The following is a 22070-nucleotide window of genomic DNA, read 5'->3' on the forward strand; positions in this document are numbered from 1 at the left end:
CCCCCCCCCCCCCCCCCCCCCCCCCCCCCCCCCCCCCCCCCCCCCCCCCCCCCCCCCCCCCCCCCCCCCCCCCCCGCTACACAATCAAAATTTGCAAACAATATGTTTACAAATTTTGTTAATGGATGTATGGATTTCAATGGGTGCATTATTAATGTATTTCTTTAAAAATATTAGAATTCGAAAGCTTTAGAGGGCTATATGCTGGTAATATTGTAAATATTTTAAGAATTAACCCGATTTAATTTGTCTTTTTTTATTTTGCAAAGATAAATTCATAAAATATCTTTTCTCTTATTTTAATTATTAAAACATTATAACAAAGGTTAATTGCTGTCTTTTTGAGTATTTTTTAACATTTTCGTCAACTGTGTGCGAACACAAAGTAAATCAATCCACCTGCAAAAAAAGTAAATATGGAGTTTTGTGTTCAGGGGTGTTTGCTCAAGTGTCTTAATTTGTAAAGTTACCAAAAAATCAACCTTAAGTTTACCATTTATTGCAAACGGGATCGGGCGCCAGCAGGATACGTGTATATTTCCAAATATTTATTCGTACATATTACTCACATCGTTTTTCGCCAACTCCAACAATACGGCAGCAACTTTTTGGGTAATTGTTTCAAAAAATCGTTTCCCTTTGTCCGGGTTCGACGCCTTGGGATTGCCGATACCGGTGTCTTCCGTCACTTGCGACCACCGTCGTTCTGCCCAGAACCAACCTTGTCTTAAGGCTTCGATCTTGTGTTTTTTCTCTTTTCCCTCGCCCGCCTCGTCCAACGGGAGTACTAATTCCGGCCTGAGGTGCAGCAACAGGCTGGTCTCCATCTCATCGGCATGGTCGCCCTTGTGTTCAAAGAAATCATCTCTCCCTTTCCATTGAAACCAATTGCATACGCAGATAAACATCTCCGGATATTTCGCCCCCAGCTCACGCGCCATAATCCTGAAATCATTACCTCCGTGACTATTGAGAATAACCAACTTTTTAATACCATGCCGGTGGAGATTTTCCACAATGTCATTCAGGATGATCAACTGTGTGCTCGGATAAATATTCATGTCGAGCCGGATATCCAACTGTCCGGTATTCACTCCGAAAGGTATATTGGGTAGCACGACAGGCCTCGCGCCTTTCTCCCATGCAATCCTCGCTGCTTCGGCCGCGATGTTTTCCGACAGAATATTGTCGGTGGCGTAAGGTAAATGGTAGTTGTGCGCCTCGGTGGCACCCCATGGCAATATCGCCAGGTCAAAACCGGAATCCTTGACCGATTTCCAGTTCGATTCCGCTAAAATATAAGGTCTGATCATCGCTCGACTGGGTTTATAAATGAATAAAGGCAAAAGTAGGTGAAAATCGCGTTATTTCCAAACGCGGCCCTGTACATATGACGACTTACGAAACTTAAATACAGTTTGTTCTAATTGAAGAGGCTCATCAAATCATCCATTTCCGCCCAGTATATATGTGTATATCCGGCAATTGCGTTTTTGTAACGCAATAGTTTCGTCTCAACCGGAACACCTTTGGCATTGTATTGGGTGATGATACTCTCCTCATTTCCGGAAACAGATGAGTAATGGAATTCATGTCCCTTCACACTGACGCCATTCGATGTGAATTGCCGGTATCCCAGCGTGAGTCTCATTGCTTCCATACTGGCTTTCTGGTTAAAAATATTGACCATGGGATACTCTTTTCCGGTTTTGTCGGCAATGCAGGATGAAAGGTACATCATCCCCCCGCACTCAGCCAGCAATCGTCCGCCTTGCTCCACATAACCGCGGATACTTTCCCGCATGGAATTATTCTTGCTTAGCTTGTCGAGGTACAATTCAGGATATCCCCCCGGGAGGTATACGAAATCGGCGTGGGGAAGCTCTTTATCGCGGATTGGACTGAAAAATGTGACGGTTCCTCTTCTCTTCAGGTACTCAATATTTTCATGGTAGTAAAATGCAAAAGCTTCGTCCGTGGCGACAGCCGAGTTTAACACTTTGGGGCTTGATACCGCGTTTTCCTTTGAGAGAGCAGGCGGAGTGAAGCTTTTCCGGGTCATCTCCAGTATTTCATCAATAGGGAGATGCTGCTCCATAAAATTGCCCGCTTTCTCCGCGAACTCATCCAAAAGCAGGTCGCGGTCGATACTTAAACCGAGGTGACGCGATGGGATCTCCAGATCGTTGTTTTCCGGGAGCCGCCCCAATGCCGGTATACCCACGTCGTCACAGGCATCCTGCAAGAACCGGTAATGGCTGTCGGAATTGACCATATTGAAAATAACACCCGCAATGGATATGTTCTTGTGAAAATTTTTGAAACCATACAGGATAGGTGCCACGGAGTAGGCTGTCGCTTTGGGATTCAACACCAGTATAATGGGTATATGGAGTGTTTCGGCAATATGCGCGCCGCTGCCCTGCCACTTGTCAAACCCGTCAAAAAGGCCCATAACCCCTTCGGTCAGGGCGACATCACAACCGGACGTGTAGGTTGAGTACAATCGCTTCACATGTTCTTGTGATGAAAGGAACAGGTCGAGGTTGATAGATGGCTTGCCTGCCGCCAATTCATGGAATTTCGTGTCGATATAGTCCGGGCCGCACTTAAAGGGCTGCACCTGTAACCCCCGGTTTTTGAATGCCCGCAAAAAACCGATGGTCAGCATGGTCTTGCCGCATCCCGATGATGAGGCGTCTATTAAGAACTGAGATCTTTCCATAGTCGCAAAGGTAAGGTTTTTGACGAAATTTTCACCTGCCAAACCACTGCAAACCGGCGATTATCCTGATACTATTCATTTCACTGCCATACCGGATATTTCCGGATAATAAAAAATCACATTTCTTATGCATTAATTATCAGCGATGGGGACGTCATATCACAGATGGTGATTTCTTTTTTTATTGTTTAATAATTTTAAATTATTAAACAAAACTGCCCGATTGATGTTATAAATATAAAAATATATGTAATTTTTAAATTATAAGTGCAGCGAAACTTACATTCATTGCATCTATATCATAGGCGTCGGTATGAATAGCTTACAAAACCTGCATGACATTTAATTATTACATGGAAGGAACAAAATTAGTTATTTATGGAGAAAATCAATCATTTTATCGTTATACAACTATGAATAAAAAAGAGGTAACAACGGGTATTCAATTTTTGATGGCATTTATACTTTATCTATTCAGTGTAAGTTGCGAGGGCCCTCTTGCCGGCGAAGAAGTCAAATTCCTTACCCCTAATGTTTATAAAGATTTGCCCCCGGAAGCTACCCGGATTGAAATGAAAACGGAAAATAGAAATTGGACGTTTCAATATGTACAATACAACGACACCATTGTGGATCTTTCTACCGGAAATATCAATAAAATTGAGCACGGTAAAGTAACAGACCCGTCATTCTCCTACGATACAAAGACAGTAAACAATAGAAGTGTGACAGAGATAAAAGGTTCATTCTTTTCTATAATATCTGAAAGTCCAGGTCCAAGGGACAAGAATGAACCGACTGTTATCACGGTTGACCTCACTGAAAACAGATCAAAAGAAAAAAGAGTTTTGCTCGTTCAATTAATCAGCCTTGATACTGGAGGTTATTTTAGAATAGAACAAAATCCTAAATAAATGGCTTTACGCGGATGGGGCTGTCTCAAAACCGGGAATTATTTATTAATAAGCCAGTTGTGTCATGAGAAAGTATCCTTTTATTGTATTGTTTTTATTTAGTTTTAGCGTGTGTTTTTCACAAGTTAAAATTCAAGGAAAAGTTATGATTACTGAAGATAATGTTAATAAATCCTTGGCTTATGCTAATATACGACTTTATAGAAAAACTGATTCAGTTAATCTTGTAACTGGTACGAGCACTGCCGAGGATGGTAGTTTTTTAATCACAACATCACCAGAAAACTATGTGCTGTCTGTCTCTTATTTGGGATATGAAACACATTTTTTAGAGTTGAACTTATTAGAAGTACAAAACAACCTTTCAGATGTTGGCAATATAATTTTGAAAGAAGATAGTAAACTGTTATCAGAAATCATAGTCGGAGCTAAACGAACACAACAAGATATAGACAGGAGAAAAGTCACTTTTTCTGAAGAACAAAAGAGAAATGCAAAAGACGCCAGGGACTTAATGCTCAATTTACCTTACTTGCTAGTTAATAAAATAAACAATTCTTTAACCACATCAGACGGAAAAGGAGTGCTCATACTGATAAACGGAGTGAAATCAAATGATTCTGAACTAAAGTTGATTGCCGTTGATAAAATAAAAAGGGTAGAGTATTATGATATCCCTCCCATTCGATACAATGTTTCCGGACGAGTATTAAATATAGTAACGAAAGATTTTGATTCAGGATTTTCAGGTGATTTTTATTTAATGGCAGGCCAACTATATTCTATGTTTACACCATATATTTCATATGTTAGCGGAAGAAACAAATTTACGCTTGGCGCCGATCTTTTTATTACTCCAAAGCGAAAGAAAAAAGATTTATATGAAGGGAAATATATTTATTCTTTACAGGATGAACATCATGAATACTCATACGAAAAAGAAGAGCAAAATTGGAATAATCAACACAATGTAAGTTTTGCTTACTCAAATCTAAAGGAAAATGATTATATATTCCAAGCAAAAGGAATTATCGGATTCACCAATGATAACTCCAATGAAACACGTAATGTGCAATATTTGATTAACGACATTGTAGATTCCAAAATTGGATTCCTTAGAAATAAAGTAAATACTTTTTCTCCCTCTTTCGATTTATATTATTCAAAAAAAATTAAGGAAAGTAACGAGCTTAATATTAACGTAGTGTCTTCTTTTTATAAAAACGACCAAAATATATTTTCGGAAGAAGGTGGTTTATTCCCATTTAAAGATGAATCGGATATTGAAACATTAAAAAGAACATATATTGGGGAAATAAATTATATAACTAACATTGGAAAAAATGAATTTTCTTTTGGATACAAATCCTTAGTTTCAACCGCTGAAAATGAAATAACCAGTATTACTCATGATGCCAATAGAGAACCCAATAATATTCATTTACAAGAACACTCTTTATATGCGGAAACATCTGGCTTGATAAGAAAACTATCATACAGGATAAGCTTAGGGGGCAGGTTGAATACAATAAAAACGTCATCAGGAAACACTAATATACCAACATTTACACCAACTATTATTTTAGGACGTGCTATCAATGATGATAATTTTCTTCGACTAACTTACCGGGTATCAACAGGAGTACCAGAAATTCAACAATTCTCAGACAATTCCATTATGCTTATGCAAAATATAATTCGTAGAGGGAACCCCGATTTGAAAACAAGTGTACACCATGATGTCCGTTTGAATCACTCATATTCGAGGGGGGTGTTAGATGTAGACTTATCTCTATTTTACCAAAATGATAAAAACTACATTTTTGATTTTTTTGAAAGAGAGCCGATTGACAACAAAATGTTTATTACATTCTCTAGTTCTAACGCCACAAAAAATTATAAGTATGGGATAAATGCAGATCTGTCAATAAGACCCTTCAATGGATTAAGAATAGGAGGCAACATCAGAGTTTACAATCATTTTTTCAAACCCACAAAAAACGCTGTTGAAATCAAAAAATATTTCATCCCCATTACTATTTACAGTTCGTATCAATACAAAAATTTTTCGCTTGAGTATTATCAGAGGATTGGTAGTAATTCACTGGAAGGGTTATATATTTTAGGTACAGAAAAAGTATCATACCTTAATACTGGATATTCATACAAAGATTGGACCTTTCAACTTTCTTATTATTTCCCCTTTGTGAAGAATAAATTTAAAAATCATACGATAGATGACAGCATCGTTCAACACACTTATGAGGGATGGCTTAAGAGCAAGGAGCGAACCTTAGGATTATCTATTTCTTGGAATTTTAACACCATCATTAAACCCTATAGTGAAAATAGAAAATTATACAACTCTGATTATGATGATGGCACATTTAAATTAAAACAATAATGCAAAGGGATATCATTAAAACCAAAGAAGTGTTGAATAATTTGACTTCAGAACTCATCTATTCATTAGAAACAGAGATAATTAAAAAGAATGGTTCTTCAAATCTTGGTATGAGTTAACAAAATAGGTTCTATCCCATGTATTCCATGGGAACAATCGAGTTGTTGGAAAAGATATTATTGCCTATCAACGATTTATGGTGTGTTGACGACAAAAAAAATCAGTCAAGAAAAATTCTTAACTGACTCATTTTCAAGTAGCGAGAGGGGGGCATGATCCCCCGACCTCATGATTATGAATCATGCGCTCTAACCAACTGAGCTATCTCGCCAACAATAAATATGAATTTCCTCCGGAATTCGAGGTGCAAAAGTAGCACAACTTTTTGAATCCTGCAACAACAAAACCGAAAAACATACAAGGGAATTAAAAAAACAGCAAAAGTGATTCCGTGGAAGAAAGTAGCCCTTACTATCAAAAAAGATAGCGGTTATAATCATATAGAGTGGTGAAAGTCGGTTTAATATTGTAATTTTGCAGCCTCAAGGGTATCCTATGCAAACCTATTGTGAGTTTGGTATATGGAAACCTTTAAACTGACAGATAATGATCTATCCCGATAATTTCGAACAGAAAATAGAATTTCAGAAAGTGCGCCAACTCCTTTCGGAACGGTGCCTGAGTCCTCTGGGAAAAGAAAAGGTGGAAGAGATGCATTTCTCCGCTTCTTACGGTGAAATAGAGCCTCTTCTCTTCCAGACTGAGGAGTTTGTCCGTATCGGGGAGGAGGAGGATTCATTTCCCGCCGACCATTTTTATGACATGCGTCCCGTGCTGAGGCGTATCCGCGTGGAAGGGGCGTGGATCGACCAGAATGCCTTGTTTGAACTGCGGCGCTCATTGCAGACCATCCACGGGATTGTGGCATTTCTGCGGCGTGATGAAGGGAAAGCACCCAAATATCCCTATTTGCTTGCATTGGCAGGCGGGATCCCGACCTTTCCCGAAATGACCAGGAGGATAGACTCTATACTGGATGGTTTCGGACAGGTGAAAGACCATGCCTCGCCCCGCCTGTCGGAAATCCGGCGCGAATTAACCTCCACCCTGAACGGTATCTCTAAAAGCCTGAATGCCATCCTGCGTAAGGCCCAGGCCGAAGGGTATGTGGATAAGGATGTGTCGCCGAGTATGCGCGACGGACGGTTAGTGATTCCGGTGAACCCTTCCCACAAGCGGAAGATCAAAGGGATAGTGCATGATGAGTCGGCTTCGGGTAAAACGGTCTTTATCGAACCGTCGGAAGTGGTGGAAGCCAACAACCGGATCCGTGAGTTGGAGGCCGATGAGCGAAGGGAGATCATCAAAATACTGACCGATTTCACCAATTACCTGCGTCCTTCTCTGCCCGATCTGCTGGAGTCATACGAATTCCTGGCAAAAATCGATTTTATCCAGGCAAAGGCAGCTTTCGCGAGGCTGATCGGTGGTATCAAGCCTTCTATCGACAACACTCCGCGAATCGATTGGGTGGAAGCGGTGCACCCGTTGCTTTACCTGTCTCTGAAGAAACAGAACCGGAAGATCGTCCCGCTCGATATTATCCTGGAAGGTGATAACAGGCTCCTGGTGATCTCCGGTCCCAACGCCGGAGGTAAATCTGTTTGCCTGAAAACGGTGGGGCTGCTGCAATACATGGTGCAATGCGGACTGCTGATCCCGTTGAAAGAGAACTCCAGGGTGGGGGTGTTCGATGATATCTTTATTGATATCGGTGACGAGCAATCCATTGAGAACGACTTGTCGACCTACAGCTCCCACCTGCTGAACATGAAATTCTTCGAGAAGCATTGTAATGACAAATCGCTGCTGTTGATCGATGAGTTCGGGAGCGGCACCGAACCCCGGATAGGGGCAGCCATCGCCGAAGCGCTGTTGGACAGGTTCAACCGTCGGCAGTCGTTCGGCGTGATCACCACCCATTATCAGAACCTGAAACATTTCGCCAACGAGAATGAAGGGGTGGTGAACGGCGCCATGCTTTACGACCGACATGAGATGCAGCCGCTCTTTCGTCTCGCTATCGGCAATCCGGGAAGTTCTTTTGCCGTGGAGATCGCCCGCAAGACAGGTATTCCCGAAGATGTGATTGCCCACGCATCGGAGATCGTGGGGAAAGATTATATCGATATGGATAAATACCTGCAGGATATATCACGCGACAAGCGATATTGGGAACGCAAACGGGACGAGATACGCCGCGAACGGAAACGGCTGGAAGAGATCACGTCAAAATATGAGGCTGACCTGGAAACCATCCACAAGCAGAAAAAGGAAATACTGGCGCAGGCCCGTGAGCAGGCGGAACGGTTGCTGGCCGAAAGCAACGCCCGTATTGAAAATACAATCCGTGAGATCAGGGAGGCGGGAGCCGATAAGGAAAAAACCAAACAGATACGGCAATCGCTCCGGGAATTCAAGGAGAAAATGGAACCGGTCGACATGCCGGAAACGAAAAAGCGGAAAAAACAGAAACAGAGGCGGACGGCAGGTGATGATAACGGTTTGAAAGCGGCCCAACCTCTTGCGGCCGGCGACACGGTACGGTTGATAGGCCAAAGCTCGCCGGGTGAGATCATGGAGATCTCCGGAAAGAAGGCGGTCGTGGCTTTCGGGATGATCAAATCCACAGTCGATCTCGATAAATTGGAGCGGGTAAGCGCCAATCAGATAAAAAAGGAGCGGAAAGTCTCCAATACCCGCGACTTGTTGCATGAACGAAAACTCAATTTCAAGCAGGATATCGATGTGCGGGGTATGCGCGGCGACGAGGCGCTGCAGGCGGTGATGTACTTCGTGGATGATGCCATTCAGCTGGGAGTGTCCCGGGTACGAATTCTTCACGGCACAGGCACGGGAGCGCTGCGCCAGGTTATCAGGGAATATCTGGGTAGTGTGCATGGAGTGGCTCGTTTTCAGGATGAACACGTGCAGTTCGGAGGTGCCGGTATTACGGTAGTCGATCTTGAGTAAAAACAAGCTTGACACTCCACCCCCTCAATATTCAAAATTTTTTTTATCTTTGTCCACCATATTAAATTTATTCTGATTTTTTTACAATTAAATAATCGCTGATGGTTAAATTCTCCAAACCCTTCTGGGTTGCCAATTTTGTGGAACTTCTCGAGCGTCTGGCATATTATGCCGTTTTTATTGTCATCACACTTTATCTGTCGAATGTGTGGGGCTTTTCCGATATTGAAGCGGGGGTCATCGCCGGTTTGTTTTCCGCCATGCTTTATTTGCTGCCAGTGTTTGCCGGTGCCATTTCGGATAAGATAGGGTTCCGTTCGGCCATCATCCTGGCTTTCGCACTGCTGACAGTAGGCTATGCCGGGCTGGGAATCCTTCCCACGATGCTTGAAAGCGCGGGCTTGGTGAGCTATGGGATGACCACCACTTACACAGGGTTGAATGGGAGTTATCTGAGATGGTCTATCATCGCTCCGCTGATACTGGTCGTTCTGGGAGGGTCATTCATCAAATCGGTGATATCCGGTACGGTGGCGCGCGAAACCACGCCGGAAAACCGGGCTCGCGGTTATTCCATATTTTATATGATGGTGAACATCGGAGCCTTCACCGGAAAGACGGTCGTCGATCCGCTGAGAAGGAGCATGGGCGACCAGGGATTGGTTTACCTGAATTACTTTTCGGCAGCCATGACACTCCTTGCCCTGATGGCCGTTTATTTCTTCTATCAATCGGCAAAGACCGAAGGAAAAGGGAAAAGTTTTGCGGAGCTGGGCCGGTCACTGGGAAAAGTGATGCTCAACGGCCGTTTGATGTTGCTGATATTGATTGTGAGTGGTTTCTGGGTCATACAGAGCCAGATGTATGCCACCATGCCCAAATATGTGATCCGCCTGATCGGAGAGGGGGCATCGCCCGGATGGTATGCCAACGTAAATCCCTTGGTGGTTTTCGTATGCGTGAATTTCGTCACCTCCATCATGAAAAAACGGAACGCCGTCACCTCCATGATGACGGGAATGTTTATTATCCCGCTATCCGCGTTGGTGATGTCCTTGGGCACGCAAGTGGGAGCGGCCAACATCCTGGGCATGCATCCCGTGGCATTCATGATGATTGTGGGGATCGCCATGCAGGCGTTGGCCGAATGTTTCATTTCACCCCGTTACTTGGAGTATTTCTCCCTTCAGGCACCCAAGGGTGAAGAAGGACTCTATCTGGGATTCAGCCACCTCCATTCTTTCTTTTCGTTCCTGCTGGCTTTCGGCTTGTCGGGATTCCTCCTGGACAAATACTGTCCCGATCCACGGCTGTTCACCAATGAGGCGGGCGTCCTCGACACAGTGGCTTACGCCGCGGCTACCCAAAACGCTCACTATATCTGGTACGTTTTTGTGGGTATCGGTGCCATCTCGGCCATAGCCCTTCTATTTTACGGGCATATTACACGTAAGTTGGATAAGAAGAGGGAGCAACCGGCTACCGGGATCTGAAAAACAGGAAATGAAATCCTGAAACAGAAAACTTGTCCCTTTGCCGGATGTTATATCATAAATAAGTATATAGTTATCTTTTTTAAATCGTATAGAGATATGAGATTAGATTTGAGTTCACACATTACTTTTGAGAGGGTTCCCAAAAAGTATTACAAGCCGGAAAATGATTTCGAGGAATATAACCTGTCGCGTTTCGAGAAACTGCCGGTAGCCATTTTTGAAGAACCGGGACGAGCGGCAAAAAAAATCGCGAAGGAGATTGTCAACGAGATGAAAGCAAAACAGCAGGAAGGCAAACCCTTTGTGCTGGGAATTAGCGGGGGAAACTCGCCTCTGCCGGTTTATGAGGAGTTGGTGAGATACCATAAGCGGGAAGGTGTCAGTTTCAGCAATGTGATCGCTTTTAACACATATGAATTTTATCCGGTGCTCGATTTCACCTATAGCAACCTGCAGATGCTGAAGGAGAATTTCCTCGACCAGGTAGACATTGCACCGGAAAATATCTACTCCCCGGATGCCACCGTTGAGAAAGATCTGATCGCCGAAAATTGCGAGGCGTTTGAGCAAAGCCTGAAAAAAATGGGTGGACTCGATTATTTGCTATTGGGATTAGGCAGTAAAGGGAATGTGGGATTCAACATGCCTGGTAGCAGCCTGCATTCGGAAACCCGTCTGGTGATGCTCGACGGTGACTCCAGAAAAGACATTGCCCGCAACTTCGGATCACTCGACAAAGTGCCGGTAAGCGCTATCACTATGGGGCTGTCCGATATGATGGATGCGAAAAAGATATCGCTGGTAGCCTGGAGTGAGCAAAAGGCACAGAGCATCAAGGACATCGTGGAAGGAGCGGTGACCGACCTGGTCCCCGGCTCTCTGTTGCAAACACACCCTGAATCCAAAGTCTTCGTAGACCTGGCAGCCGCTTCCGAATTGACCCGTATCAGCCGCCCCTGGTTGGTGACCAACTGCGAATGGACCAGCAAATTGATCCGCCGGGCTATTGTCTGGCTTTGCGGGGTGGTAAACAAACCTATCCTTAAACTGACAAATAAAGATTACAACGATAACGGATTGAGTGAACTGATCACACTCTACGGATCGGCATACAACGTGAATATCAAAATATTCAATGACCTACAGCATACTATTACCGGTTGGCCGGGAGGAAAACCTGACGCCGATGATACCTACCGTCCCGAAAGGGCGAAGCCCTATCCCAAAAGGGTGATTATCTTCAGTCCGCATCCCGACGACGACGTGATCTCAATGGGAGGCACATTCCAGCGGCTCGTCAATCAGGGACATGAGGTGCATGTGGCTTACCAGACCTCCGGAAATATTGCCGTGGGCGACGAAGAGGTGATCCGCTACATCTCCGTGCTGAACAGCATGCGCAAGAAATTCAATCCCGAAAACACAGGATTGCTCGAAAAATATGAAAGTATCCGTCATTACCTTTTACATGAGAAATCGAAAGATGACATCGATACCCCTGATATCCTTTTCATTAAAGGCAGAATCCGCCGTGAAGAGGCTCGTTCAGCCGACAGGTATGTGGGCCTTCCGGAAGAGAACGTGCATTTCCTCGACCTGCCTTTCTATGAAACCGGTAAAATCAAGAAGAATCCCATATCGGAGAAGGATGTCACTATAGTGAAAGATTTTATCGAGACCATTCAACCGCACCAGATATATGTGGCGGGCGATCTGGCTGATCCGCACGGAACACACAAGGTCTGTCTCGACGCGGTCCTGGCGGCCATAGACCTGATGAAAGAAGAGGAGTGGTATCAAGATTGCCGGGTTTGGATGTACCGGGGCGCGTGGATGGAGTGGGAGATAGACCATATAGAAATGGCTGTACCCCTCTCTCCTGAAGAACTTAGACAGAAAAGGAACGCTATCCTCAGACATCAGTCGCAAATGGAGAGCGCGCCCTTCCTGGGAGATGATGAGAGGTTGTTCTGGCAACGTTCGGAAGAGCGCAACAGGGCGACGGCGGACATGTACTGGAAGTTGGGATTGGCCTCCTACGAAGCCATAGAGGCATTCGTCGAGTATATTCCCGTGCAATAACTTTCCACAGACTTCCAATCTAATAGAGAATTCCCGGTGCCCGAGACAGGTGATTGCTGTTTCCCGGCACCGGGTTTTGTCTTTAAGGGGGCAAGGTGAAAGGAAGTTGGCGACGAAGTGGGAGTGGTGGGAAACAGGTTTTGTCTTCAAGGGGGCAAGGTGAAAGATTCATCCGCATAGTCTGGTTTGGCTTTTCAAGGATCGTTCAATCGGCCGGAGTCCGTTCCACTTTAAGCTGTTTTCGGGGCTTATCTTCAATATCGCTCAATTCAATATAAAATTAACCGATGGTTTTGGCTGTAAATCCCTAAAAAAATTGTATATTGTGAGCCTGTTTTGAATTGAGAGATGTCGAAAGAGAAATTTCATATCGAATTCCTGATGGGAAATGCCACCCAGAGTAGTTTGTGGCGAATGATCAGTCAGATTGACGGCCTTTCGGAATGGTTTGCAGATGAGGTGACGATGGATGAATCAGAGACCATCTACAAATTCATGTGGGGAAAAACGGATAATGAAGCCCGGATTGTTCACAAAAAACCACAATCAAGCATCCGATACAGGTGGCTTGATGAGGAAAATGAAGAACTTTATTTCGAATTTTTACTGCGTAAACTCGACCTGTCGGGTGCTATGACTCTCGAAATAACTGATTTTGCAGAGTCTGATGAGAAAGGTGATGCCATAGCGCTATGGGAATTTCAAGTCGATGAAATGAAAAGAAGGCTCGGAATCTGACTTTCCCACACCCTCATTTCTTTATCTTTCAATAAAAATTCAGCCGTTTTGAGTCCCCTTTACTCATTGATTTTCAATTCTCACCGTCGTTTTCCCGCAACGGCATCATCCGATTAGACTCGTCTTTTGCCCCTATTGCTTAACGAAAACGGGCAATTTGAGAAGCCACGATTCATTTGATTTTATTATCTTTGGATGGGATAGGATGCGCCTGGGAAATCTTTTGAGAGTAAACTCTCATGATTTCTCCCAGCTTTCACTATCTTTGTCATAAAATTAAAAGTTCAATCACATTGGATATTTTCCCGCTATGGCAAAGCTCAAGCATGCTTAAATGTTTTCAAGTTCCATTGAAAATATTCAATCGAGTTTGACTTTGCACATTCTGATAAATAACCATTGCCCGGCAATGTTTCAAGCCAGCTTGACATTACTCTCGCTTAATCGTTATTTTAGCTGAACGAAAATATTCTTTTTGTCCAATTGTTTAATGAGAAGATTTTTCCACATAAAGCGGCTCTACAGCTATATTCTTACGACATATATTCCGCTTTTGCTAATGACTTTTGCCATATGCCTCTTTCTGGTGTTGATGCAATTCCTGTGGAAATATGTGGAAGATATGGTTGGCAAAGGGTTGGAGATAAGCATACTCGGCGAGATGTTTTGGTATGCGGCCCTCACGCTGGTCTATATCGCGCTGCCGCTGGCGATCCTGCTGGCATCGCTGATGATGTTCGGGAACATGGGCGAAAGCCTGGAGTTGCTGGCGGTAAAGGCGGCCGGTGTCCCGTTGCTGACGGCCATGAAGCCGCTTACCATCCTGATTGTGGCTGTCGCGGTCGGAGTTTTTTTTTACCAGAATAATGCGCTTCCGAAAATACAAACCAAATTTTATTCGCTGCTCATCTCCATCCGGCAGGCCTCGCCCGAGTTGGATGTTCCCGAAGGTGTATTCTACAAAGAGATCGACGGTTATAATCTATATGTGGGAAAGAAAGACCATAAAACAGGGATGTTGTACAATGTATTGATCTACGATATAGCCAGCGGATTCAACAATATGGCGGTGATCATTTGCGATTCGGCCAAGATGAGTACCACGGACGACAAGAAGATGCTTATCTTCACCATGTACAGCGGTCAACAGTTTCAGAATTTTCAACAGGGCAGTTCTTCCTCTTCGCGTTATAATGACGATTTTGTTCCTTACGCGCGGGAGAATTTCGAGACAAAGACGATGATGATTGCTTACGATGCCAACTTCAATCGTATGGGGGAGGAGATCATTGAAGGCAGTGCCACCAGCAATTATGTGTCTAAAAATCTGTCGCGACTGGGCGCTTCCATCGATTCGATGTCAGTAGTGCTCGACAGTGTGAACCAGGTGGACAGGAGAACGATGAAGAACCATTCCTATCTTTCTTTCAGGAATGGATACCCTGCGGGGAAGAAAGACTCCCTCATCGCTGCCGCGCGACTCGCACCCGTAGAGGTGCCTCGTCCCGACACCCTGGTAGTGACGAAAGCACTGAACGAGCAATCCGCTATTTTGCAAAGTGCCTATATGAAAGCGGATAACAACAGCAATGAGTTTCTCTTCAGGTCGCTCAATAAAACCACCACACAGCGCACCATTAACCGCCACTGGGTGGAATGGCACCGCAAATTCACCATCCCTTTCACCTGTCTGATATTCTTTTTCATCGGAGCTCCATTGGGTTCCATTGTGAGAAAAGGGGGATTGGGTACACCCATCGTGATATCGGTTATTCTGTTTATCATCTACTATATCGTCGAGAATGTGGGCTATAAAATGACCCGCGACGGTGTCTGGCCGCACTGGTTCGGCATGTGGTTCAGTTCGTTCGTTTTGCTGCCCATAGGGATTTTCCTGACTTACAAGGCGGTGAATGATTCGGTAATCATGAATGCCGACACCTATGTCAACTTTTTCAAAAGACTCCTTTTCATTCGTGATAAGAGAAAATATCCGGTAAAAAGTGTGATCATTGAAAAACCGGATTATGAGGAAATATCGCAATTGCTGTCTGATTTGTCACAGAGCATCGGCCGGTTCCTGGACAGACATGGTCGCCTCTCATATAAAGACTTCTGGACTGACACCAATTATGACAAGGAATTACGATCTCTTAGAAGTTCATTGGAGATAATACTCAACAGCCTGTCCAATTCACGTAAACTGGAAGTGTTGGCAAAGGCGGAAGAGTATCCTGTAATATTCAACAGAGTGGGGATTTTCAATACCGCTTCACTACCGGCTAAAATCTGTATGTGCCTTTTCCCTGTGGGAATTATTCTCAGATTCCTCTCTATCCCCCTTGAGTGGACAATCAGGAAAGACCTGAGGAACATTCAAAGGTTGAACGCGGAGATGATAAATATTTTACACGGCATTCATGAGCCTGAAACGATAGCTTTAGCATAAAAATAATCCATATACAAATGCAACAAGAAATTCAATTACATACTATTGAAGAAGCCATCGAAGAGATTCGGAAAGGCAACTTTATCATAGTGGTCGATGATGAAGACCGCGAAAATGAGGGCGATCTCATTATCGCGGCAGAACATATCACTCCCGAAAAGATCAATTTTCTGGAGACTTACGCGCGGGGGCTCATCTGTGCCCCCATCACCAAAGAACGGGCCGAAGAATTGGACCTGCCGATGATGGTCTCACACAACACATCGATACATTCCACTCCGTTCACTGTCTCTGTCGATCTGCTCACACACGGATGCACTACCGGCATCTCGGCTTATGACAGGGCACAAACCATCCTGGCACTGACCCGCAAAGAGACGGCACCGGAAGATTTTGGCCGTCCGGGACATATCTTCCCCCTTCGCGCGCAAACCAAAGGGGTATTGCGTCGCGCGGGACATACCGAAGCTACCATCGATTTTGCCCGTCTGGCAGGACTCTTCCCGGCCGGTGCCCTGGCCGAGATCAAGAATGAAGACGGTTCCATGGCCCGCCTCCCCGAATTGATGGAAATGTCCCGGAAATTCAATCTCAAGATCGTCTCAGTGGCCGACCTGATAAAATACAGGCTCCGGACCGAATCGTTGATTGAAAGAGGTGAAGCGGTACAACTCCCCACGGAATATGGTGAATTCACCATGATACCGTTTCTGCAGAAAGCTACCGGTCAGGAGCATGTGGCCCTGATCAAAGGAGAATGGCGCGACGATGAGCCGGTGCTGGTAAGGGTCCATTCCTCCTGTATAACGGGCGATATTTTCGGGTCGATGCGTTGCGAATGCGGGGAACAGCTCCACAAGGCGCTGCGACTCATCGAAAAGGAAGGAAAAGGAGTGCTTGTCTATCTCAACCAGGAAGGGCGCGGAATCGGACTGATGGCAAAGGCGGCTGCCTACAAGCTTCAGGAGGAGGGGCTCGACACGGTGGATGCCAACCTTCACCTCGGTTACCAGGCCGATGAACGCGATTATGGCGTTGGCGCGCAGATCCTCCGCAGTCTGGAAGTGAGAAAGATGCGCCTGATGACCAATAATCCCACCAAACGTGTCGGTCTTGAATCCTACGGACTGGAAGTCGTGGAGAATGTGCCGCTCGAAATCTTCCCCAACCCATACAACCATTTTTATATGGAAACCAAGAAAAAGAGAATGGGCCATCTGTTGAGATGCATAAAATAAGTGTGTGGATGGGGCAATGAATGTGATTAAGTGGTGAAATGGAAAGATGATGGGGATATCCCAATTTGATCGATCTTCCTTATCAACTAACCCGTAAATCGTTAAATCTGTGAATCAATGATGGGTTCTTTGCTCTAAATAAATGATTTTATGAACATTTTGTACCTTCTAATCGGTTTTTTGACGGGGGGAGTCCTGGGATGGATTATCGCCTCATTGCTCAACAAGTCGAAATCGGTTTCAAAAAGTGAACTTGACGCCCTGACCGACAGATACAACATTTTAAATACCGAATTAGCCTTGTCGAAAGAGAAAATAACCGGCATGGGGGAAAATGAGGCATCATTGAAAAGTGACATAAAGGAGCGGGAGGAAACAATCGGCCGGTTACAGAGAGAACTGCTGGAGGCGGAACGCGGCAGCGCCATGCTGTCGGCCAATCTGAATGCCGCGCGGGAGACTATCCGGAATTACCAGGAAGAAGTGGAGCAGATCAGGCGCGAACTGAAAACAAGAGACGAAGCATGGAATGAAATGAACAAGTCGCTGGCCCAGTTCACTGCAGAGAATAAATCGTTGCTCGAAAAACTGGAAAACCAGAAGGCGGAGATAGTAGAATTACGGAAACAGTTCAACCTGGAGTTCGAGAACATTGCCTCGAAAATCTTGGACGAGAAATCCGAGAAATTCACCCATCTCAACAGGGATAATCTGGATGCTATCCTGAAGCCGTTCGGAGAGAATATCGAGTCGTTCCGAAAAAAAGTGGAAGAGGTCTATATCAACGAGTCGAAAGAACGTTTCTCACTTGGACAGGAGGTGAAGAGCCTGCGTGAATTGAACGACCGGCTCAGCACCGAAGCCAACAACCTGACCAGAGCCTTGAAAGGAAGCTCAAAGACACAGGGCGACTGGGGTGAGATGATTCTGGAGAATATTCTTGAACGTTCGGGATTGGTGAAAGGTCGGGAATATTTTGTGCAGGAATCACTGAGAGATACCGACGGTAACGCTTTCACCGGCGAAAGCGGCTCACGAATGAAGCCCGATGTGATCATCGCCTATCCCGACAACCGGAAAGTGATTATCGACTCGAAAGTATCGCTCACGGCCTATGCCAATTATGTAGGCGCGGACGATCCGGTGGAACAGAAAAGATATATCGGCGAACATCTTCGATCCGTACGCAAGCATATCGACGAACTGAGCCGGAAAAGTTATCAGGATTATGCCGACACACTCGATTTCGTGATGTTGTTCATCCCTAATGAACCGGCATATAGCCTGGCATTGCAACATGATGAAAACTTGTGGCAGTACGCCTACGAGAAAAAAATACTGTTCATCAGCCCGACCAATCTCATCGCTGCTTTAAAGTTGATAGTGGATCTCTGGAAACGGGAATACCAGAATCGGAACGCGATGGACATTGCCGAGCGCGGAGCCGCGCTATACGACAAATTTGTCAACTTTGTGGATTCACTCACCGATATAGAAACCCATTTGAACAGAGCCAAACGAAGCTATGAGAACGCTTACAGCCAGTTGAAATCGGGTAGGGGAAACCTCATCGGCCAGGCAGAAAAGCTCCGTGAACTGGGGGTGAAAACCAAGAAATCACTACCCCAGTCATTGCTCGACGAGGTCGCCGATGAAAAGTAATCTGACGCAATTAAAAAAGAAAAAGATATGTACGGGAAAATGCAACAACACCTGCAAGACCAATTGAAGTCGATTGAAGAGGCAGGTCTTTACAAAAAGGAACGGATCATTGTTTCACCGCAAAAGGCTGAAATAAAAGTACAAACGGGACAGCAAGTGCTCAACTTCTGCGCCAATAACTACCTGGGACTGTCCGATCATCCAAGGCTGATCGACGCGGCAAAACGGGCACTCGATGAAAGGGGCTACGGCATGTCGTCCGTACGTTTCATCTGTGGCACCCAGGATTATCATAAAGAACTGGAGGCGACCATCAGCCGCTTCTTCAAAACCGACGACACGATTCTTTATGCCGCCTGTTTTGATGCCAACGGTGGTCTCTTCGAGCCGCTTTTCACCAATGAGGATGCTATCATCTCCGACGCGTTGAACCATGCATCCATTATCGACGGGGTGCGCCTTTGTAAAGCGCAACGCTACCGTTATGCCAACGCCGACATGGCTGATCTGGAAGAAAAGCTCAAAGAGGCACAGGCACAACGCTTCCGCATTATTGTCACCGACGGTGTCTTTTCAATGGATGGCAACCTGGCACCACTCGACAAGATGATGGCACTGGCGGAGAAATACGATGCATTGGTAATGGTGGATGAAAGCCACTCGGCCGGCGTGGTTGGCCAAACCGGAAAAGGTGTGACCGAATTATACCATGTGATGGGAAAGGTGGATATCATCACCGGCACATTGGGCAAAGCCTTTGGAGGTGCCATCGGCGGATTTACTACCGGCCGAAGGGAGATCATCGATATGCTGCGCCAACGGTCGCGGCCCTACCTCTTTTCCAACTCCATCCCCCCTATGGTGGCGGCATCGGGCGTGGAAGCATTCAAGATGTTGCAGGAATCCAATCACCTGCAGGATAAGTTGCACGAGAATGTGGATTACTTTGTGGCGAAGATGAAGGAAGCCAATTTCGATATCAAACCCACCCAGTCGGCTATCTGTGCCGTCATGCTCTACGATGCGAAACTGTCGCAGGATTTTGCGGCGGAGTTGCTCGACGAAGGTATTTATGTGACCGGATTCTACTACCCCGTCGTGCCCAAAGGCGAGGCGCGCATCCGTGTACAACTCTCCGCCGGCCATGAACGCGCGCACCTCGACAAGGCAATTGCCGCGTTTGTCAAAGTAGGGAAAAAACTGAAAGTTATTGCTTAAGGTGGCAATAGGCTAATGAGCTAATCTTTAAATCATCAAATCATTAAATCATCAAATCTGTCAAATGAAAGCATTGGTAAAATTACGTCCTGAAAAAGGTGTTTGGATGGAAGAAGTACCGGTTCCCCCGATCGGTGTGAACGATGTGCTTATCAAGATTAAAAAGACATCCATATGTGGTACCGACCTCCATATTTACAAATGGGACGACTGGTCTCGGAAAACTATTAAAACGCCTATGACCATCGGGCACGAGTATGTCGGTGACATCGTGGATATAGGCAGCGGCGTGGAAAACCTGAGGGTGGGCGACCGTGTGACCGGCGAAGGCCATATTGCCTGCGGACACTGCCGTAACTGCCGCCGTGGTAAACTGCATGTCTGTGAGAATACCATCGGGGTGGGGGTAAACCGTGACGGCGCTTTTGCCGAATACCTCTCCCTGCCCGCCGCCAACGTGGTGAAGCTCGATCCCCGCATTCCCGATGAGATCGCCTCTATCATGGATCCCTTCGGCAACGCCACCCATACCGCCCTCTCTTTTCCGTTGATCGCCGAAGATGTGCTGATCACCGGTGCGGGACTGATAGGCAGCATGGCTACCGCAATCTGCCGTTTTGCCGGCGCCCGATATATCGTGGTGAGCGACCTGAGCGAATACAGATTGGATATAGCCAGGAAAATGGGAGCCACCCTCACGGTAAATGTCTCAAAAGGAGAAACAATCGCACAGGCAGTGGAGAAACTGGGAATGCGCGGTTTCGATGTGGGACTGGAAATGTCCGGGTCCCCTGCCGGATTCAGGGAGATGATAGCCAATATGTACAACGGTTCCAAGATATCACTGCTGGGCATTTTGCCTAATAATACGATGGTGGATTGGAACGAGATCATCTTCAAGGCGCTTACCTTGAAAGGGATCTACGGCCGTGAAATGTGGGAGACATGGTACCAGATGGAACAGATGATCATCTCGGGATTGGATCTGAGCCCCGTCATCACCCACCGTTTCAATGTCGATGATTTCCAGAAGGGATTTGACGTGATGGAGGAAGGCCAGTGTGGCAAGGTGATCCTGAACTGGGAATGATAATCAGGATTAAAAAAACCTGACGGCTTTATCGAACTTATCAAACAGGTTTAACTGCTTTAATAAAGGGAGTTCTTTTCCGGAGCTCTCTTTTTTTTCTGCTTCCGGCTCAGCAAGTACCTTGTAATCATCAATCAGTTCGATATTCTTTATAACCCATTGGTGGGCTGCCGTCACCTCCTCAAGCAGCAACTTCATCTGATAAGAATAAAGGTTTGATAAATGTGGATATTTGTGTGAAGAATGTGGACGAAATGCACAAAAATATAATATCTCGAAAATTATAATTACTTTTGTGCCTTAAAAAATATTACAGCGCTATTTATAAGCTAAAGCTATATGAAACAACTTGTTATCTTACGTCATGGCAAAGCCGAACAGGATACAATGGCCAAAGATGATTATGATCGCGTCCTTTCTGACCGCGGTGAAAGAAATGCCTCCGACATGGGAGGATTTATTTTAAAAAAATGGGGTGCGCCCGACCTGATCCTCTCCTCATCCGCAAGACGGGCACATGATACCGCCATCCTGGCCGCGCAAAGCCTGGGTTATCCGCAGGAAGAGATCAGAACCGACCAGAATCTCTATTTCGCCCCTTCCCGCTGGATACTGAATGTAATTTCAAAATTGCCTGACGAGGTGGATCGTTGCCTTTATGTGGGGCACAATCCCGGTGTGACCGAACTGGTCAACGACCTGGGTGTACGCCTGGATAATCTCCCTACCGCATCGGCGATATGCTTCGAATTCCCTATCGACTCCTGGGCGGATATCTCGACCGAGAGAGCAGCTTTTCACTGGCTGAAACTGGCCAAAGAATTATGATCACTAATTACTGTGCGCGCCCTTGTACGACCCATTTCTATCCCGGCCTTCTCACGGGTTAATCGCCTCAAACCCTCTGTTGGTCGATAAAATAGGTGAGTTTATCTATTTCTTTTGTGGAAACCTGCCGGCTATGCTATTTTTGTTGCGAATTATGTCCACATACAGGGGTGATTACAACGCCTTGGTTGTT

The 22070-nt window shown here is 45.5% G+C and carries 15 protein-coding genes and 1 tRNA gene; 12 read left to right on the forward strand and 4 right to left on the reverse strand.

What is annotated here, in order from left to right:
* Positions 1 to 548: 548 nt before the first annotated feature.
* Positions 549 to 1313, reverse strand: coding sequence for a creatininase family protein (locus tag D7D25_RS13765; protein WP_122969523.1), 765 nt, complete (start codon positions 1311 to 1313; stop codon positions 549 to 551).
* 110 nt (positions 1314 to 1423) lie between these two features.
* Complete coding sequence (locus D7D25_RS13770) at positions 1424 to 2725, reverse strand: cobyrinate a,c-diamide synthase (protein ID WP_122969524.1); 1302 nt, start codon at positions 2723 to 2725, stop codon at positions 1424 to 1426.
* 353 nt (positions 2726 to 3078) lie between these two features.
* Here D7D25_RS13770 and D7D25_RS13775 point away from each other — a divergent pair, with 353 nt between their 5' ends.
* Together D7D25_RS13775 and D7D25_RS13780 are read left to right on the forward strand one after the other, a co-directional pair.
* Entirely contained in the window at positions 3079 to 3639 is a 561-nt protein-coding gene (locus tag D7D25_RS13775; RefSeq protein ID WP_148038933.1) for a hypothetical protein, read from the forward strand.
* A 64-nt stretch (positions 3640 to 3703) separates the two neighbouring features.
* A complete protein-coding gene (locus D7D25_RS13780) occupies positions 3704 to 6043 on the forward strand; it encodes an outer membrane beta-barrel protein (protein ID WP_122969526.1) in 2340 nt (779 codons plus the stop codon).
* A gap of 257 nt (positions 6044 to 6300) precedes the next feature.
* Here D7D25_RS13780 and D7D25_RS13785 read toward each other — a convergent pair.
* Positions 6301 to 6374 (reverse strand) — tRNA-Met (locus D7D25_RS13785).
* Between the two features lie 275 nt (positions 6375 to 6649).
* On the opposite strand from D7D25_RS13785, the gene D7D25_RS13790 reads away from it, so the two are divergent.
* The 9 genes from D7D25_RS13790 to tdh all read left to right on the forward strand — a co-directional run bounded on the left by D7D25_RS13790 (position 6650) and on the right by tdh (position 21049).
* Positions 6650 to 9076, forward strand: coding sequence for an endonuclease MutS2 (locus D7D25_RS13790; RefSeq protein ID WP_122969527.1), 2427 nt, complete (start codon positions 6650 to 6652; stop codon positions 9074 to 9076).
* Positions 9077 to 9177: 101 nt separating this feature from the next.
* Positions 9178 to 10569 carry an MFS transporter gene (locus tag D7D25_RS13795; RefSeq protein ID WP_122969528.1) on the forward strand — a complete coding sequence of 464 codons (1392 nt, stop codon included), beginning with the start codon at positions 9178 to 9180 and terminating at the stop codon, positions 10567 to 10569.
* A 99-nt stretch (positions 10570 to 10668) separates the two neighbouring features.
* Entirely contained in the window at positions 10669 to 12654 is a 1986-nt protein-coding gene (locus tag D7D25_RS13800; RefSeq protein ID WP_122969529.1) for a glucosamine-6-phosphate deaminase, read from the forward strand.
* Positions 12655 to 13002: 348 nt separating this feature from the next.
* The gene (locus D7D25_RS13805) at positions 13003 to 13392 is read left to right on the forward strand and encodes an START-like domain-containing protein (RefSeq protein ID WP_122969530.1); all 390 of its coding nucleotides are present in this window, start codon (positions 13003 to 13005) and stop codon (positions 13390 to 13392) included.
* A gap of 490 nt (positions 13393 to 13882) precedes the next feature.
* The gene (locus D7D25_RS13810) at positions 13883 to 15841 is read left to right on the forward strand and encodes an LptF/LptG family permease (RefSeq protein WP_122969531.1); all 1959 of its coding nucleotides are present in this window, start codon (positions 13883 to 13885) and stop codon (positions 15839 to 15841) included.
* Between the two features lie 17 nt (positions 15842 to 15858).
* A complete protein-coding gene (locus D7D25_RS13815; RefSeq protein WP_122969532.1) occupies positions 15859 to 17079 on the forward strand; it encodes a bifunctional 3,4-dihydroxy-2-butanone-4-phosphate synthase/GTP cyclohydrolase II in 1221 nt (406 codons plus the stop codon).
* Positions 17080 to 17229: 150 nt separating this feature from the next.
* Entirely contained in the window at positions 17230 to 18741 is a 1512-nt protein-coding gene (rmuC, locus tag D7D25_RS13820) for a DNA recombination protein RmuC (protein ID WP_122969533.1), read from the forward strand.
* Between the two features lie 27 nt (positions 18742 to 18768).
* Entirely contained in the window at positions 18769 to 19959 is a 1191-nt protein-coding gene (kbl, locus tag D7D25_RS13825; RefSeq protein ID WP_122969534.1) for a glycine C-acetyltransferase, read from the forward strand.
* A 64-nt stretch (positions 19960 to 20023) separates the two neighbouring features.
* A complete protein-coding gene (tdh, locus tag D7D25_RS13830) occupies positions 20024 to 21049 on the forward strand; it encodes an L-threonine 3-dehydrogenase (protein WP_122969535.1) in 1026 nt (341 codons plus the stop codon).
* Positions 21050 to 21058: 9 nt separating this feature from the next.
* Here tdh and D7D25_RS13835 read toward each other — a convergent pair whose 3' ends face one another.
* Positions 21059 to 21247, reverse strand: coding sequence for a hypothetical protein (locus D7D25_RS13835; RefSeq protein ID WP_122969536.1), 189 nt, complete (start codon positions 21245 to 21247; stop codon positions 21059 to 21061).
* Between the two features lie 141 nt (positions 21248 to 21388).
* Between D7D25_RS13835 and D7D25_RS13840 the strand changes: the two genes are divergently transcribed.
* Positions 21389 to 21877 (forward strand): histidine phosphatase family protein, encoded by a 489-nt coding sequence (locus tag D7D25_RS13840; protein WP_122969537.1) that lies wholly within the window; start codon positions 21389 to 21391, stop codon positions 21875 to 21877.
* Positions 21878 to 22070: the final 193 nt, after the last annotated feature.

The sequence above is a fragment of the Proteiniphilum sp. X52 genome (assembly GCF_003712195.1).
In the GTDB taxonomy this organism is placed as follows: Bacteria; Bacteroidota; Bacteroidia; order Bacteroidales; family Dysgonomonadaceae; genus Proteiniphilum.